Origin of the sequence: Candidatus Pelagibacter communis, assembly GCF_001180025.1 — a bacterium.
GTDB lineage: Bacteria > Pseudomonadota > Alphaproteobacteria > Pelagibacterales > Pelagibacteraceae > Pelagibacter > Pelagibacter ubique_A.
Map to the genome: position 1 here is coordinate 26,328 of NZ_CVSK01000047.1, position 16,353 is coordinate 42,680.

The 16,353-nt window shown below is 33.9% G+C and carries 15 protein-coding genes; 14 read left to right on the forward strand and 1 reads right to left on the reverse strand.

All coding sequences use genetic code 11. The annotated features are described in order from the left end of the window. Positions 1-68 precede the first annotated feature (68 nt). Positions 69-1,013: an ABC transporter substrate-binding protein gene (locus AMN83_RS02010; RefSeq protein ID WP_075503972.1), complete on the reverse strand. Its 945-nt coding sequence runs from the start codon at positions 1,011-1,013 to the stop codon at positions 69-71. 143 nt (positions 1,014-1,156) lie between these two features. On the opposite strand from AMN83_RS02010, the gene AMN83_RS02015 reads away from it, so the two are divergent. From AMN83_RS02015 to AMN83_RS02075, 14 genes are all read left to right on the forward strand, one after another. After that, positions 1,157-3,496, forward strand: coding sequence for a DUF1989 domain-containing protein (locus AMN83_RS02015; RefSeq protein WP_075503974.1), 2,340 nt, complete (start codon positions 1,157-1,159; stop codon positions 3,494-3,496). A 5-nt stretch (positions 3,497-3,501) separates the two neighbouring features. Continuing rightward, positions 3,502-3,852 (forward strand): hypothetical protein, encoded by a 351-nt coding sequence (locus AMN83_RS02020; protein WP_072090444.1) that lies wholly within the window; start codon positions 3,502-3,504, stop codon positions 3,850-3,852. Between the two features lie 101 nt (positions 3,853-3,953). After that, on the forward strand, positions 3,954-5,282 hold the full coding sequence (locus tag AMN83_RS02025) for an NAD(P)/FAD-dependent oxidoreductase (RefSeq protein WP_075503976.1): 1,329 nt from the start codon (positions 3,954-3,956) through the stop codon (positions 5,280-5,282). Positions 5,283-5,351: 69 nt separating this feature from the next. Further along, on the forward strand, positions 5,352-6,821 hold the full coding sequence (locus AMN83_RS02030) for a glutamine synthetase family protein (protein ID WP_075503978.1): 1,470 nt from the start codon (positions 5,352-5,354) through the stop codon (positions 6,819-6,821). A gap of 32 nt (positions 6,822-6,853) precedes the next feature. Next, positions 6,854-7,798 (forward strand): class II glutamine amidotransferase domain-containing protein, encoded by a 945-nt coding sequence (locus AMN83_RS02035; RefSeq protein ID WP_075484315.1) that lies wholly within the window; start codon positions 6,854-6,856, stop codon positions 7,796-7,798. Beyond that, the gene (locus AMN83_RS02040; protein WP_075503983.1) at positions 7,786-8,640 is read left to right on the forward strand and encodes a GltB/FmdC/FwdC-like GXGXG domain-containing protein; all 855 of its coding nucleotides are present in this window, start codon (positions 7,786-7,788) and stop codon (positions 8,638-8,640) included. The genes AMN83_RS02035 and AMN83_RS02040 overlap by 13 nt, the downstream gene beginning before the upstream one ends. Then, complete coding sequence (locus tag AMN83_RS02045; RefSeq protein ID WP_075503985.1) at positions 8,640-10,052, forward strand: FMN-binding glutamate synthase family protein; 1,413 nt, start codon at positions 8,640-8,642, stop codon at positions 10,050-10,052. Before AMN83_RS02040 ends, AMN83_RS02045 begins: the two co-directional genes overlap by 1 nt. 8 nt (positions 10,053-10,060) lie before the next feature. Then, positions 10,061-10,471, forward strand: coding sequence for a hypothetical protein (locus tag AMN83_RS02050; RefSeq protein ID WP_075503987.1), 411 nt, complete (start codon positions 10,061-10,063; stop codon positions 10,469-10,471). A 124-nt stretch (positions 10,472-10,595) separates the two neighbouring features. After that, entirely contained in the window at positions 10,596-11,996 is a 1,401-nt protein-coding gene (locus AMN83_RS02055; protein ID WP_075503989.1) for an ammonium transporter, read from the forward strand. 11 nt (positions 11,997-12,007) lie between these two features. Further along, positions 12,008-12,238 (forward strand): hypothetical protein, encoded by a 231-nt coding sequence (locus AMN83_RS02060; protein ID WP_075503991.1) that lies wholly within the window; start codon positions 12,008-12,010, stop codon positions 12,236-12,238. A 58-nt stretch (positions 12,239-12,296) separates the two neighbouring features. Further along, the gene (locus AMN83_RS05190) at positions 12,297-12,452 is read left to right on the forward strand and encodes a hypothetical protein (protein ID WP_179850404.1); all 156 of its coding nucleotides are present in this window, start codon (positions 12,297-12,299) and stop codon (positions 12,450-12,452) included. A gap of 11 nt (positions 12,453-12,463) precedes the next feature. Then, the gene (glnT, locus tag AMN83_RS02065; protein ID WP_075503993.1) at positions 12,464-13,789 is read left to right on the forward strand and encodes a type III glutamate--ammonia ligase; all 1,326 of its coding nucleotides are present in this window, start codon (positions 12,464-12,466) and stop codon (positions 13,787-13,789) included. 3 nt (positions 13,790-13,792) lie between these two features. After that, positions 13,793-14,923 (forward strand): diaminopropionate ammonia-lyase, encoded by a 1,131-nt coding sequence (locus AMN83_RS02070; RefSeq protein WP_075503995.1) that lies wholly within the window; start codon positions 13,793-13,795, stop codon positions 14,921-14,923. A gap of 4 nt (positions 14,924-14,927) precedes the next feature. Continuing rightward, positions 14,928-16,349 (forward strand): cryptochrome/photolyase family protein, encoded by a 1,422-nt coding sequence (locus AMN83_RS02075; protein WP_075503997.1) that lies wholly within the window; start codon positions 14,928-14,930, stop codon positions 16,347-16,349. Positions 16,350-16,353 lie beyond the last annotated feature (4 nt).

The following is a 16,353-nucleotide window of genomic DNA, read 5'->3' on the forward strand; positions in this document are numbered from 1 at the left end:
ACAAAATTATTTAAAAAAAAATCCCCCCCAACAATGTTGGGGGAGATTCAAAATTTTAACTTTTATCCTTATTTAGTAAAAGCTTGCCAAACTGACTTGTTATCAGCTAACCATTTTTTAGCTGCATCTTCGTGAGTCATTTTGTCAACGTCAACTAAAGCTGCCATTGCACCAATTTGACTTGTAGAGAATGACATTTTCTTAAACGTTGCTGCTGCCTTAGGATGAGTTTTTGGGAAATCCTCATGAACTGCTTTTTTCAAGTATCCATCAGGAGAACCACATTTACCATCTCCGCCATCTTCTGGTCTGCAACCAGCTGTGTATGGAGGGAAGTCAATAAATGTAAAACCAGCACCATCTGTAAAGTTAGGCGTCCAGTTGAAGATAATTGTTCCTCTTCCTTCTTTTTCAGCTGCAGCTAACTCTGCCCAAAGTGCATCAGCACTTCCGGCAAATTTAACCCACCATAAATCACCTAAACCTAGTGCATCAACCCTTTGTGGAATTAAGTCACCATGCCAAGTTTGTGGACCTTCCAACATTCTTCCTTTTCCATCTGGAGAGTCAGGTGTTGTAAAGTTTTTTGCACAATCTGGATTTTTTAAAGCTGTCCAATCTGGTAGACCTGGGCATAATCCTTTTTCAGTAACCCAGTTTGGATATCCCATATCCTCAAGAGTTCTTGCTTCATGGTCACCCCAATCCAATAAACCACCTTTATCTAAAGCAGTAGTAAATGATTTACCGAATGCAGATTCCCATACCTCGTGAGATAAAGTTACATCTCCAATTCTAATTGACTCATAAACTGCTTGTGAGTCTGCGTTAACGTATTTAACGTTATTGCCCATACTTTCGAAAATTCCACCAATAACGTAGGCCATTACAATTTGACTTGACCAGTTATGAGTTGGGATAACGATAGGCTTCTTGCTATCAGCGTTAGAAATTCCTGCAAAACTTACTACAGAAATAACTAGAGCAGATAGTAATGATATTATTTTTTTCATGTATACCCCTCTATTAATATTAATATCCAATAGTCTATGACAAAACGAATAGGTAGGTAAAGAATTATTAGTTCTAAAAAATATATATATATTTAAACAATAAAAATGATGATAAAAAATATAACAATATTTAAAAAATTAAAATGATAGGAACAAGTAAAGATATTAAATATCCTGGTTTAAATATTTTACCACCTGGAGTTGAAAGACACGTTGTCAATGGTGGTGGTCTTACTGGTTTTCAAATTTTTCCTGATGATGAAATAGAAATAATCAATAATGAAGGTAATCAAATATGTGAGATTATTTCTTTTGATAAAGATGGAAATTCAGATGTTGGAATATTAAATCTTAAATCAAATAATGAAAAAAACTTCATAAGAAATATTCTTAGTGGGAATGATGAAACAATTTTAGCTACCAACTATCAATTACAAAAAAGAAATTTAAAAATTTCTAATTCAAAATCTTCAATTATATTTGATCTAGACACAGAGCCTGGTGAAAAAATTAAATTAAAGTCAAAAGATAAATGTTATGTAATATTTTCAGCTCCTGGTAAAGATATGGATGTTACAGAACAAAATCCACCAACTGATTTAACCATATTCGTTAAAAGAGCTAAAATTGTTAATGATAAGGAATTGAATGTAATTCCCGATCCTGTTTTCGAACCTGTTTATGAAGAAAATATAAAGAAAGAAAGTTGTATATCTTATGAGGTTAAGGAAGGAGATTATATTCAAGTGATAAGTCCAACTGGTAGACAATGTTCTGACTTTGTGGCATTCGATACAAGAAAATTAGAAAAAGGGATTGAAAAAGGATTAGACTGGCAAACCACGAGAACATTCATGGGTAATACTTTCCCGGGACCAGGTTTGTTCTCTAAATTTTATGACACAGATCATGAGCCACTTGTTGAAGTAATAAGAGATACTGTTGGAAAACATGATACTTTTAATCTTGCATGTACTTCAAAGTATTATGAAGACTCAGGATATTTTGGTCATCCAAACTGTTCGGATAATTTAACTGAAAGTATGTCTAAATACGGTGTTCAGAAACAAAAAGGTTGGCATGCAATTAATTTGTTTTTTAACACTTCTGCTGGAGGATTGAACTCTGTTATTTCTGATGAATCATATTCTAGACCTGGTGATTATGTAATGTTTAAGGCTTTGAAAGATTTAACAATAGGAACAACTGCATGTCCAAGCGATATAGATCCTTGTAATTCATGGAATCCTACAAATATATTTGTTAGAACTTACGACAAAAACAAAGAATTTAAAAAGTCATTTGGTTTTAGAATGAAAACAGACTCTGAAAATAAACTTACTAGAAATTCTGGTTTTTATGAAAGAACTTCAAAATTAACTAGAAACTTTGTTGATGCTAGAGGCTTTTGGCTTCCAAACGATTACACCAAACATGGGTTAGTTAATGAGTACAATGCTTGCAGAAATGATGCTGTGTTAATTGATCTATCATCACTAAGAAAGTTTGAAATAATTGGTCCTGATGCTGAGGAGTTAATGAACTACACTCTTACAAGAAATATAAAAAAACTTTCTGTTGGACAGGTTGTATATTCAGCAATGTGTTACGAAAATGGAATGATGTTCGATGACGGAACTCTTTTAAGATTAAGCGAAACAGGTTTTAGATGGATATGTGGAGATGAGTATGGTGGAGAATGGCTAAAAGAAATTGCAAAAAAAAAGAATTTTAATGCTATTGTTAAAAACTCAACTGACCAAATAAGTAATGTATCTTTGCAAGGTCCAAAAAGTAGAGAAATTTTAAAAAAAATTATCTTTACACCACCAACACAGCCTTCGATAGATGAGTTGGGCTGGTTTAGATTTACAATTTGTAGAATAGAAGAGCTTCAAGGTATTCCGTTAATTGTTTCTAGAACAGGTTATACTGGTGAATTAGGTTATGAAGTTTGGTGTCATCCAAAACATGCTCCTGAAGTTTGGGATAAATTAATGGAAGCAGGTAAAGATGATGGGTTGATACCAGCTGGGTTTGCTGCATTAGATAAACTAAGAATTGAGGCGGGTTTAATTTTATTTGGCGCTGAATTTGATGGAGAGCAAGACCCTTTTGAAGCCGGTATAGGTTTTGCTGTTCCATTGAAAACAAAGGAAGAAGATTTTATTGGTAAAGAGGAATTAATTAAAAGAAAAGCTAACCCTCAAAAGAAATTAGTAGGACTAGAACTTAATGGAAAAGAAATAGCAGGCCACGGTGACTGTGTCCATATTGGAAGGTCACAGGTTGGTATAGTTACGAGTGGATGCTTGTCCTCTACGTTGAATAAAAATATTGCTCTGTGCAGAATTGATGTCCAATACTCTGAAATCGGTACTGAAGTTGAAATAGGTAAAATCGATGGTCATCAAAAAAGGATTGGTGCTAAAGTTGTTGGTTTTCCATTCTACGATCCAACCAAATCAAGAGTCAAAGCTTAAAAATAATGCCAAAAGAAAAAAAGACGTTATTAGATTTTTGGGAAGATCAAATGAGACAATCTCATACTGCTAGTAACTATTTTTTTAGAAAATCTCCTTCTCACTATCATATGATGTTATTAGTAATGTCTGCACATAAAGAAAATAAAAAACTATCTGTTGAAGAACTTAAAACTAAATTATTTAAAACATCTAGACCTAAATCTGCATTAATTATTACTGAAGCTTGTGAAAAAGGATTCTTTCGTCTTGAAAAAACATCAACAGACCAAAGGATAAAAAATATAATACCTAGTGATTCATTTATTAAAGAATTTAATGAATACCTGGATACCTTAAAAAATATAAGTTATTAGCGATAAATTTCACAAAAATCGAAATATCTAAATTATATATATAATTTTTAGTTCTATAAAAAATTATATTAATTACTATTTGCAAAAAATAATGTTTTTTTATGACGACATTACCTTCGAAAGCAAAAGTAGTTATAATCGGTGGTGGAATTCACGGTCTAAGTACTGCTTGGAAACTTTCTGAAACTTACAAAAATCCTGGTGACATCGTTGTCTTAGAAAAAAAAGATACTGCAGCTGGTGCAAGCGGAATTGCTTGTGGTGTTGTAAGAAATAATTATTTCCAACCAGCAATGAGAGAGCTTATGGCTCACTCAGTTTCAGTTTGGGAGAGTGATCCTAAAGCATTTAAATATAACCCTGTTGGCTACTTACAAATTTCACCTGAAGTAATGCATGAAGATGTTGCAAGTATTTATGAGCAACAAAAAGCAATCGGATATGAGTCAGTATTTATTGAAGGTGAAAAAGATTGTTCGAATTATATGAAAAATATTTTTGATGATTGGCAAGCACAAGGCATCACTTCAATACTTCATGAAAAAAAAGGTGGATACGCATTTAACAAAGATTCAATTAAAGCACTTGAAAGCAAATCTACATCAAACGGTGTTCAGGTTATGAAAGGTGTAAAAGTAACAGGTTTTAAAAGAGGAAGTAACAGTCAAGCTGTTACAGGGGTGGAGACAGACAAAGGTACAATTGAGTGCGAACAGGTTGTTATCGGTGCAGGTCCATGGGCGAGAGATTTTTGGAATATGTTAGAGTTACCTAAAACGGCTAACATTAAAGGCAAAGACGGTAAAATGCATGTAACAGATATGTGGACATACTGGATGCTACAAGAAGGTGTTATTGGTGTTGAGCCAGATTTTCTAAAAACTAATGATGGTAAACAACCTCCTGTGGTTCATGTAGACTCGACTGCTCCGTTATATTCAGACAAAACAAAAAAATTATTAACAGATAAAATATGGGGAATTTATTACAAACCTGACATTGAAGGATTAGGTGTACAAGGGGGAACTTCTCCTTACATAGTTAAAAAACATTTTGATCAAGTTAATGTTGATCCTTATGGAATTGAGTCACCTGAGTATCAAACAACAGACGCATTTAGTGAAATGTGGTGTTCAGCGTTAGCGCATTGTCAAAAAAGATTTGAGGGTAAATCTGATTTATATAGAAAAGGACCATCGGGCGGACTTGGATGTATGACACCAGACTCGTTTCCAATCTTTGATAGATTTTTTGAAAACGTTTACATGATTGCAGATGCCAATCATGGTTATAAAATGATTGGGGTTGGAGAACTTGTTGCAAAAGAAATTCTTGGTACTGAAAGTGATTTATTAAAACCATTTAGATTCAACCGTTACGAGAAGGGTGAACTTCACCCTACTTCGAACAGTCCGTTTCCTTGGAGCTAGACTCTAAGCCTAGACACAAATAAATTTTTCAGCTACGTTTGAATAAATTAAATTCATTGAGGGGTGAAAATGACAGATCTAGAGAAACACGTTAACCAACCAGGTAGAGCAAAATTAGTTAAAAAAGTTAGAGAAAAAATTAATGAACTTGGCATCACTTATATTTATTATCAATTCATTTCTGTAACAGGTAGAGTTGTTGGTAAAGGCATACCTGCAGATCACTGGGAAAGAACAGCTGAAAAAGGATTTCAATTAGTTTACGGTGCTACAGCAAACTTGTTCTTAGATCGTCATAATAATTACATTGGATACGGACCAGAAGCTATGGAGCTTGTTGGAATACCTGATCCTGAAACTTTTGTTCAATTACCATGGGATAAAAGAGTTGGAAGAGTATTTGTAACTTGTTTTAGAAACAGAGAAGAAAGAAAAAATCCAGGCGGTCATTTAACTTCAGACTGCAGAGGAAATTTAAGAATTTTCATGGATGAATTTAAGAAAAAACATGGTCTAGAATTAAGAGTTGGTACTGAGCCTGAAATGATGTGGTTAACAAAAAATGAGGATGGAACACCTACAGGAAAAGGTTTTTCTAAACCATTCTGTTATCACATTGATCAATTTGAGTCATTAAGACCAGTATTTATGAAGGTTATTGAGTACGCAAAAGCAATGGGTCTTGATATGATTCAAGGAGATCACGAAGATGCTCCAGGCCAATTAGAATTAAACTGGACTTACGATAACGTTTTAAGAAATGCAGATAGATTGTCAACCTACAGACAAATTTGTGCTCAAGTGGCTAGAGAACATAATTTAATTGCTTGCTTTATGACAAAACCATTTATGGGTGTTTCTGCTAGTGGTTGTCACACAAATATGTCTTTATGGAAAGGTGGAAAAATAAAACTTAACAAACTTGGAAACAAAACTCTTCCAGGTGTAGAAGAAGTATTTAGTTATGTTGAAGGTGGAACTAATACTTTTATGCCAGATACAAAAGATATGCAATTACCAGGTAAAATTGGTTTGCAATCAATTGCAGGTATCATGAAGCATTTACCAGCATTAACAGCTCTTGGATCTTCAACTGTAAATTCTTATAGAAGATTATGGGACCAAGGTTTTTGGGCTCCTGTTTACGCAGACTGGGGATATCAAAACAGAACTTGTGGTTTAAGAGTTTCTGCTCCAGGAAGATTTGAGTATAGATCAGTAGACTCGATGCACAATCCTTACTTATTAGGTGCTGCTTTATTAAAAGCTTGTGATGAAGGTATAACTAAAAAAATGAAACCAGCAGCTCCAGAGTCTAGAAATATTTATGAAGCTCAGAAAGCTGGTAAAGATGTTAAAAAACTTCCATTAAGTTTAGGTGAAGCTTTGGATAGACTGGCAGAGGATGAAGTAATCAAATCTGCAATGCCAGATGAAATGTATAAAGTTTTCCATTGGTACAAAAACGATGAGTGGGAAAGATTCCTTGGTGCAACAACACAATGGGATCTGGATACTTATCTTGATTGTCTACCGTAGGTCACAGAAATAGATAGAAAGGGTATAAATATATGTGTGGAATAGCAGGTTTAATTCATAGAGGGAAATCTTCAAATGTTGGAAGTGAATTGCAAGGTATGCTTCAAGCATTAAAACATAGAGGAGAAGATTCAACAGGTTACGCTTTATATGGCGATACGGATGGAAAAAACTTCATCATGCGTTTTAAAGTTGGAGAAAACGTTGGAGAAGGAAGTTCATCAGTTATGGAAGATGTATCTGTTTACGATGAAAGAAAAAAAATTGTAGATGAAACTCTGGCTGAAATGGGAGCGAAAATAGTTAAAGAAGAAAGAACTCTTCCCTACTCTTTAAGATATGAAATTGACTACAATGTTAAAGACCTTTTGGAATTTTCACAACGTATAGAAAGTATTCCAGGTGTTGAAATTCTTTCGATGGGCAAATCTTTAGAAGTGATTAAAGATCTTGGAAACGCTAAAATGGTTTGTGATAGATATAGCTTAGATAAAGTTGTTGGAACACATGCTATAGGTCATGCTAGAATGGCTACCGAGTCTGGTGTAGATATCAAATCTGCCCACCCTTTTTGGGGATATCCATTTAGTGATGTATCTGTAGTTCATAATGGACAATTAACAAACTACTGGAATAACAGAAGAGTTTTAGAAAACAAAGGTATGAGATTTATGTCTGAGTGTGACTCGGAATTAATTGCAGTTTACCTTGCTGAAAAAATGAGAGATGGAGCAACTTTAGAAGAAGGAATGAAAGCATCTTTAACAGGTTTAGATGGTGTTTTTACCTACTTTGTTGCAACAAAAGACTCTTTGGGAATGGCAAAAGATACAATGGCTGCAAAACCATTGGTATTATATGAGTCTGATGATTTGGTTGCTATGGGATCTGAGGAAATTGCAATTAGATCTGTATTACCACAAGAAATTGATACATATGATCCATTTGATGGGGAGGTGAAAGTATGGCAAATCTAAAAACAGTATCGAAAAAATCAAAAGCCCAATCAATGGGTATGCATACAGAGGTATTAACAGGAAGAACTCAACAAAAATTCTTTAATCCTGATGAAGCAGAAAACTTTTACTACTTTGGTACATACGATGTAGATTTTAATAAAAGAACTGATCTTGATGTTAAAGACATGACAGCTCCTGAGGCTAATAAAGAGATCGATAACTTAATGAGCCAAGGATATGGAACAATAGTAATAAAAAACCCACAAGGTAAACACAGTCTTGGAGTTGGTATTTTAAATAAACTGAATTTAATTTTTGAAGGAAGTTTAGGATACTTTGGAATGGGTTCTTGTGATGGTCCAATAGTTAGAATTAATGGAAGAGTTGGATGGTCATGTGCAGAAAATTTAATGGCTGGTAAAGTAGTGATTGAAAAGAATGCTGGATCTTGTTTTGGTGCGGCAATTAGAGGTGGAGATTTAATTTGTAAAGGTAGTGTTGGTGCCAGAACTGGTATTGATATGAAAGGTGGAACTATAATAATTGGTGGTGACGCTGGTGCATTTACTGGATTTATGATGCAAAGAGGAAGAATAATTATTCTTGGAGACGTAGGAATAAATTTAGGTGACTCAATGTATGATGGGACAATTTTCGTAGGTGGAGAAATTGGATCATATGGTAGTGATGCTGTAGATGCTGAATTAACTAAAAGTGATCAAGATTGGCTAAAAAGAAAATTAAAAGTAGCTGAGATTGGTGAAAATTTTGACGTTAGTAAAATGAAAAAAATTGTAGCTGGTAAAAAACTTTGGAATTATGACAATTTGGAACCTACAGAGAAGAAGGGAGCAATATAATGCCTAAGAAAAAATCTAAAAAAATTAAAAAAAATGGAAAAGGTGTCGGTGGAAAAGCTGATGTTCATGCACATGAAGAAGGCAAAAGAAATAAAAGTTTATTAGGTCATAACGCTATCTTCACACCTGAAGTAATAGACGATATTCATATTAAATCTCAATTAGGAAGATACAGAATGCGAGGAATGGCATTGATGAAAAAAATTCCTACTTTTGATGATTTAGTTTTCTTACCTGGAACACTAACTAGATTTGTAATCGAAGGTTACAGAGAAAAATGTGAAACAAAAACTGTTATTGGACCAAGATGTGAAAATCCAATTGAGTTAGATATCCCAGTTTATATTACAGGAATGAGTTTCGGTGCGCTTTCTTATGAAGCTAAAACAGCTTTAGCAAGAGGAGCAACTATGGCTGGTAGTGCTACATGTTCTGGTGAAGGTGGTATGATACCTGACGAAAGAAGATATTCTGAAAAATGGTACTACCAATGTATTCAATCAAGATATGGTTTTAATCCTCATCATGCACAATTAGCAGATGGTATTGAGGTATTTATTGGACAGGGTCAAAAAGTTGGAATGGGCGGACACTTAATGGGTCAAAAAGTTACTGACCAAGTTGCGGAGATGAGATCGTTACCATCTGGTATTGATCAAAGATCTCCGGCAAGACACCCTGACTGGCTAGGACCAGATGATTTAGCTTTAAAAGTAGAAGAGCTAAGACAATTAACGAAAAATAAAGTGCCAATTCAATTAAAGTTAGGCGCATCTAAAGTTTATGATGATGTGCGTATGGCTGCAAAATGTGATCCTGACTCTATTTACTTAGATGGAATGGAAGGTTCTACTGGAGCTGGCCCACATATAGCTGCTGCAAACACTGGAATTCCTGGTATTGCTGCAATTCGAGAAGCCAGAAGAGCAATCGACGATGTTGGAAAAACTGGAAAAGTAACTTTAATTTATGCTGGTGGAGTAAGAGATGGTGCTGACATGGCTAAAGCTTTAGCTCTTGGAGCTGATGCAATAGCTATTGGTACAGGGTCTATGATTGCATTAAATTGTAACAAAGACATTCCAGAAGCAAACTTTGAAAAAGAAATGGGAGTAAAAGCAGGTGAATGTTATCACTGCCATACTGGACGTTGCCCAGTTGGTGTTGCTACTCAAGATCCTAAATTAAGAGCAAGATTAAACCCTGATGATGCTGCATTAAGAGTTTATAATTATCTTCACTCAATGACTTTAGAAGCTCAGTTGTTAGCAAGAGCTTGTGGAAAAACAAATATCCACTCTCTAGAGCCTGAAGATTTAGCTGCTTTAACATCAGAAGCATCGGCTTTAGCAAAAGTTCCATTAGCTGGAACTAATTACACAGTTGGTGTTGATAACTACCACAAAATATAGAGGTAACTATGCCAAAGAAAAAAAGTAAAAAAGTAGCAAAAACAAAAGAGATTAAAGGTCAGTTAGGTAAAAAGAAAGAGACTGCCAGAGAAAAAATGATTGGTCAGTCTATTGGTTACAGATACGACGTTAATCTTTTACCGGACTATTCTAAGCTAACTCCATTTCTTAAGAAATATATAGAAGCGATGGGATGGGATGATTTAAATTGGTTGGAAGATGTACATATGGGTTATGAAGAAGATAGACCTGCTGTATTCTGTAGAAATGCAAATGGTTGGGTTACAATTCCAAAGTCAATTAAACTCCCAAACAATCAACAAGATAGAGATATGATAGCAAGAGAACTTTTGGTTAAGTTTCAAATGTCTCCAAAACACCCACTTGTTGATTTGAAAAAAGCATATTTAAAATTTTAATATTTCAATTAAAAGTTGATTTTTTTTAAAAACCTAGTGCACAAGCTAGGTTTTTAAACGTTTTTATATTTGTATCGAATCACAAAATTTAATAGGCTCCCATAAACTAATATGGAGAGTGAATATGACTGATCAGTTAGGTGCTCTTACAACCATATTTACAGAATTTTACTACTGGGTAACAGTGGTACTGATGTTCTTAATTCACGTCGGTTTCTGTATGTATGAAGTTGGAGCTTCTCGATACAAACACCATCAACATACTCTTATGAAAAACACGATGCTGATACCACTGGTAACAGTAACATGGTTTTTATTTGGTTGGTGGATTTACTGGGCTTTTCCAACAGGACCTGGATTAGCACCATCAATAATGAATGAAAGCACTGCGCTCATCACGGACGAGTCAGCATTTAGTGCAACATGGTATACGGCTACAAGCGATTTAATGGCTGTCAATTTAGGGGACCATATTTCTGGTGTCTTCTGGGCTGCCTTTTTACTTTTCTCTTGGACGGCTGCTTCCATCGTTTCTGGAGCAATTATTGAAAGAATTACGACTTTTGCATTTGGTATTTTAGCAATTGCAATTGGTTCTGTATTTTGGACAATTGATGCTGCATGGGGATGGCACTTCGATGGTTGGATGTTGAAACTTCTAGGATATCACGATGCTTACGCATCAGGAGTAATTCACGCGATTGCGGGTGGATTTGCTTTAGGTGTTCTAATGGTTTTAGGACCAAGAATTGGTAAGTTTTCGTCTAGCGGTGAACCAAGAAACATTGGACCAAGAAATCCTTGGTTAGTAACAGTGGGATTATTTTTAATTTATACTGGTTTCTGGGGATTTTACGCAGCATGTAACATACCTATTTTCGACCTTGGACCTGAGTACGGTATGGAGGGTATATCTTACTGGACAGCAACTAATATCTACGTAACGCCTACTACACTTAGTGGTATTACATTTAACTTCTTGATGTCATTATCAGGAGGATTATTAGCTGGATACTGGATTGCTAAAGGAGATCCTTTCTGGACTTACTCAAGTGGTCTAGCAGGTGTGATCTGTGCTTCGGCTGGAAATGATTTATATCACCCAATTCAAGCAATGATCATTGGTATGATCGGTGTTGTTATTGCATACAAACTACATTACTGGGTTGAACGTAAGTTCAAAATTGATGATGCAGTTGGTGCCGTAGCGGTACATGGTTATGCTGGATTTGTAGGTCTTGTTATTTGTGGTTTTGTCTTAAATGGTTATCCATCATCTGGTTACAGTGTTGGTGCTATGTGGGACGGAACAACTTATGCAACAATTAATCCATTAGGACAGTTCATCGGAGCATTAATAATGTTCGTTGTTCTTGGACTAATACCAGGCTATATCATAGCTAAAGTTCTTAACGGTATGGGCAAATTAAGAATCCCGCGTGAAGTTGAGATAGCTGGATTAGACTATGAAATGATGGAGTCTGCTAAAGAAGATGAAAAAGCAGTTTCATCTGCAACCAGGTAAAGGAGGAAAATATGGCTACAGTTACAAACTGGATAGATCACCTTAATAAGCCGGCAGAAGAAGTTGCTGGTGCAATTTACCCTGGTGCTGGATCTGTTGAAGGCATACTGGTAATCATTGCATTGATCTTATGGGTTGGTTGGCACGTTTTGACTGCAAGAGCTGAAAGTGACGAACTTTCAAGACTTGCTAGAAAAAGACATAGTGCTAACGATCACAAAAGCAATATTACCGATTGGTAATTCAAATTAAAATTTGGGCGCTACTTAAATGTAGCGCCCTTTTTTATGTTCTATATTTATGGAAGATGATAAAGAAGAATTAAGACCCTCAAAAATGAGAGGTGTAGCATTTCCTAAAGCCAAGTATGGTGTGATACTAGCTATAATTGTAATTATTGTTGTAAATTTAATTTATTATAAAGAAACAATTTTATCTTTTTTTAAATTATTGTGATAACTTAAATTGTGTCTAAAAATTTATTTCAAATTGCTAAGCAAAAAAAAATTAAATATTTTTTAATCAGTTTTGTAGATTTATTTGGTGTATTAAGATCAAAATTAGTACCTGCTCATGCAATAAAAGAAATGCAAAATGCAGGAGCTGGTTTTGCTGGATTTGCAGCATGGTTAGATATGACACCTGCTGACTCAGACATGTTTGGGATTCCCGACCCAGATAGTTTAATTCAACTTCCATGGAATAAAGAAGTTGGATGGTTAGCATCTGATCTATGGATGAATGGTAAACCAGTAGATGCATCGCCCAGGGTAATGTTAAAAAATCAGATAAAAAAACTTAAAAAACAAAATCTAACAATGAAATCAGGTGTTGAGTGTGAATATTTTTTAATTTCACCTGATGGAAACTCAATTGCAGATCCAAGAGATACTCAGTCCAAACCTTGTTATGATCAATCTGCATTAATGAGAAGGTATGATTTAATTAAGGAAATTTGTGACTGTATGATTGAAATGGGATGGGGCCCTTATCAAAATGATCACGAGGATGCTAACGGTCAATTTGAAATGAATTGGGATTATTCAGATTGCCTAAAAACTGCTGACAGACATACCTTTTTTAAGTTTATGGTAAAAACAATTGCTGAAAAGCACGGACTGAGAGCAACATTCATGCCTAAACCGTTTGGAAATTTAACCGGTAATGGTTGCCACGCTCACGTATCAGTTTGGCAAGGTAGTAAAAATAAATTCTTAGATAATAAAGATAAACTTGGTTTAAGTAAAATGGCCTATAATTTTTTAGGTGGTGTAATTAAAAATGCTTCATCTTTATCTGCATTTTTTAACCCAACAATAAATAGTTACAGAAGAATAAATGCACCACCTACAAAATCTGGAGCATCATGGTCACCGAGCAGTATTTCTTACACAGGTAATAATCGAACACACATGATAAGAATCCCCGATCCTGGAAGATTTGAATTAAGATTAATGGATGGTTCTGCTAATCCTTACTTATTGCAAGCAAGTGTTTTAGCAGCTGGTCTATATGGTTTAAAAAATAACGTTAATCCAGGCAAACCTTTGGATTGCAATATGTATGAAGATCATCATAAATATCCCAACTTACCTAAACTGCCTGATGAACTTGCACAATCATTAAATTTATTAAAAAATAATAAAGATATGAATGATGCTTTTGGCAAAGATGTTATTGAAAGTTATATAAAGTTAAGAAGTTCAGAAATCAATGAATTCAAATCAAAAGATAGTTTTGATAAAACAAAAGATGTTACAAAGTGGGAAAAAGATAATACTTTAGATTGTTAGTACATGACTATATTATCTAACGGTCATCAATGGAAATATACAGAATTTACAGACAATAAAAATTACTCATTTAACAAAAAAGAAATTCTTAATTCTTTACCCTCAGAAGAAATTGATGATGCTTATAAGAGTATTTCTGAGTGGAAAGGTTATTCTCCTACTCCCCTGCTTTCTTTAAATAAACTTTCAAAAGAATTAAATTTAAACAAAATTTTTTATAAAGATGAAAATAAAAGATTTGATTTAAAATCTTTTAAAGCTTTAGGCGGAGCTTATGCAGTAGAAAAAGTAACCAAAGGAAATAAAGATATAGTGGTGGCAACAGCTACTGCTGGCAATCATGGAAGATCAGTTGCCTGGGGTGCTAAAAGATTAGGTCTAAGCTGTAAAATATTCATTAGTGAATTTGTAAGTGATGCAAGAGGAAAAGCTATGGCCGCACTTGGAGCAGATGTAGTAAAAGTAAAAGGTAATTATGAAAAATCTTTGATGGAATGCATAAAACAGTCTACTAAAAATAATTGGCAAATAGTTCAGGATGTTGCTTGGAAAGATTATATGGTCGTCCCCAAGTATACAATGGCAGGTTATACGGTAATGATGAAGGAGATAACTAATCAAATCCAGGAAGAGAAAATAACTCACATCATTTTACAGGCTGGTGTTGGTGGCATGGCTGCTGCCATGGTTGCAGGTATTGCAAGATATTTGAACTATGTTCCAACAATTATAGTTGTTGAACCGGATAGTGCCGCGTGTGTAATGGAAAGCATTAAAACTGGAAAAATAGAAAAAATAGATATTAAAAGAGAAAGCTTAATGGGTGGTATGTCGTGTGGTGAAGTATCATTGGTCCCATGGGAAATACTCAAAAATTCAGTTAAATATTGTATTAGTTTACCAGATGATGATATTGCAAAAACTATGAAACTACTTGGAAATTCAAGCTTTAGTGATGATAAAATAATTGCAGGAGAAAACTCAGCACCTGGTGTAATCAGTCTAATTACAAGTTGTGAAGATCAAGCAATTAAAGAAAAATTAGATCTAAATGAAAAATCTAATGTTTTGGTTTTTGGCTGTGAAGGAGATACTGATCAAGAAATGTATCAAAAGTTAATTAACCAAAATTAAATCAATGAGTAGCACAGGTATTTTTTGGATAAGAGAGGATTTTAGAATTGAAAATAATCCTGCTTTATCTTTTGCAACACAAAGTCATGATAATGTAATTGCATTATATATTTATAATAATAATGATTTTGATAACAAAAGAGAAGCTCAAAAATGGTGGGTTTATAAATCTCTAGAAACCTTAAAAAAAGAATTGTCGGATTATAAAATTAATCTTGAAATAGTAAAAGGCGATGAATTAGAAATTTTTTCTAAATTTAATAAAAAGGATAAGCTTTCAGTTTATTGGAATAAAATTTATGAGCCAGATGTTATAGCTAAAGGAAAAAAAATACGTGACCTATTTATTAAAAATGAAATCAATTATAAATATTTCAAAGGAAATATTTTAAATGAATTTCAAGAGATAACAAAAAATGATGGAACTCCCTTTAAAGTGTTTACCCCTTTCTGGAGAAATGCGGAGCAAGTTTATTTAAATCAACCACCAAGCAAAAACTATATTGTTAAAAAGAAAATAAAAAAGATTACAATTTTTAAAAAATGTATTGAACCAATAGATATTTTACCAAAAAAAAATTGGTATAAAAAATTTGAAAAATATTGGAAAGTTTCAGAAAATGACTCAAAAAAAATATTAAAAAATTTAATTGAAAATAAAATTAAGGATTATGGAACTTCTCGAGATATACCATCTATCGAAGGGACCTCTAAATTATCTCCTTACATCAAACATGGCCAAATTCATGTAGGCAGTATTTGGAAAAAATGTTCTAAAATTAAATCAAAAGGAATTGGTTATAGAAAATATATTAATGAACTTGGTTGGAGAGAGTTTTCACATAGTTTAATTAATTATTTCCCAGAATTCTTAAAAGGGAATTTTAGAAAGGAATTTGATAAATTCCCTTGGGCAAAAAATGAGAAATTCTTAAAAGCATGGAAAAGAGGAATGACCGGTTATCCTATTGTCGATGCAGGTATGAGAGAATTATATGAGACTGGATGGATGCATAATAGAATAAGAATGGTTGTTGGTTCATTTTTAGTCAAACATTTGAGAATTAATTGGACTGAAGGTGAGAAGCATTTTAGAAATTGTCTACTAGATTTTAACAAAGCTAATAATGTTGCTCAATGGCAATGGGTTGCTGGCTGTGGTGCAGATGCAGCACCTTATTTTAGAATATTTAATCCAATACTTCAGGGTGAAAAATTTGATAAAGAAGGCAATTATGTAAAAAAATGGGTTCCTGAACTTAAAAATGTTCCAAATAAATTTATTCATAAACCATGGGAAATGGAATTAAAGTATCAAGAAGCTATAAAAACAATTATTGGCAAAGATTACCCAGTGCCCATTGTTGTTCATGAAAAAGCTAGAGCAGCAGCTCTTGAAGCGTTTCAATCTTTGAAGAAAAAATAAATTT

Bases quoted from the DNA above. Each gene is read 5' to 3' on its own strand.
- AMN83_RS02010 (WP_075503972.1), bottom strand. From the start codon at position 1,013: ATGAAAAAAATAATATCATTACTATCTGCTCTAGTTATTTCTGTAGTA.
- AMN83_RS02015 (WP_075503974.1), top strand. From the start codon at position 1,157: ATGATAGGAACAAGTAAAGATATTAAATATCCTGGTTTAAATATTTTA.
- AMN83_RS02020 (WP_072090444.1), top strand. From the start codon at position 3,502: ATGCCAAAAGAAAAAAAGACGTTATTAGATTTTTGGGAAGATCAAATG.
- AMN83_RS02025 (WP_075503976.1), top strand. From the start codon at position 3,954: ATGACGACATTACCTTCGAAAGCAAAAGTAGTTATAATCGGTGGTGGA.
- AMN83_RS02030 (WP_075503978.1), top strand. From the start codon at position 5,352: ATGACAGATCTAGAGAAACACGTTAACCAACCAGGTAGAGCAAAATTA.
- AMN83_RS02035 (WP_075484315.1), top strand. From the start codon at position 6,854: ATGTGTGGAATAGCAGGTTTAATTCATAGAGGGAAATCTTCAAATGTT.
- AMN83_RS02040 (WP_075503983.1), top strand. From the start codon at position 7,786: ATGGCAAATCTAAAAACAGTATCGAAAAAATCAAAAGCCCAATCAATG.
- AMN83_RS02045 (WP_075503985.1), top strand. From the start codon at position 8,640: ATGCCTAAGAAAAAATCTAAAAAAATTAAAAAAAATGGAAAAGGTGTC.
- AMN83_RS02050 (WP_075503987.1), top strand. From the start codon at position 10,061: ATGCCAAAGAAAAAAAGTAAAAAAGTAGCAAAAACAAAAGAGATTAAA.
- AMN83_RS02055 (WP_075503989.1), top strand. From the start codon at position 10,596: ATGACTGATCAGTTAGGTGCTCTTACAACCATATTTACAGAATTTTAC.
- AMN83_RS02060 (WP_075503991.1), top strand. From the start codon at position 12,008: ATGGCTACAGTTACAAACTGGATAGATCACCTTAATAAGCCGGCAGAA.
- AMN83_RS05190 (WP_179850404.1), top strand. From the start codon at position 12,297: ATGGAAGATGATAAAGAAGAATTAAGACCCTCAAAAATGAGAGGTGTA.
- AMN83_RS02070 (WP_075503995.1), top strand. From the start codon at position 13,793: ATGACTATATTATCTAACGGTCATCAATGGAAATATACAGAATTTACA.
- AMN83_RS02075 (WP_075503997.1), top strand. From the start codon at position 14,928: ATGAGTAGCACAGGTATTTTTTGGATAAGAGAGGATTTTAGAATTGAA.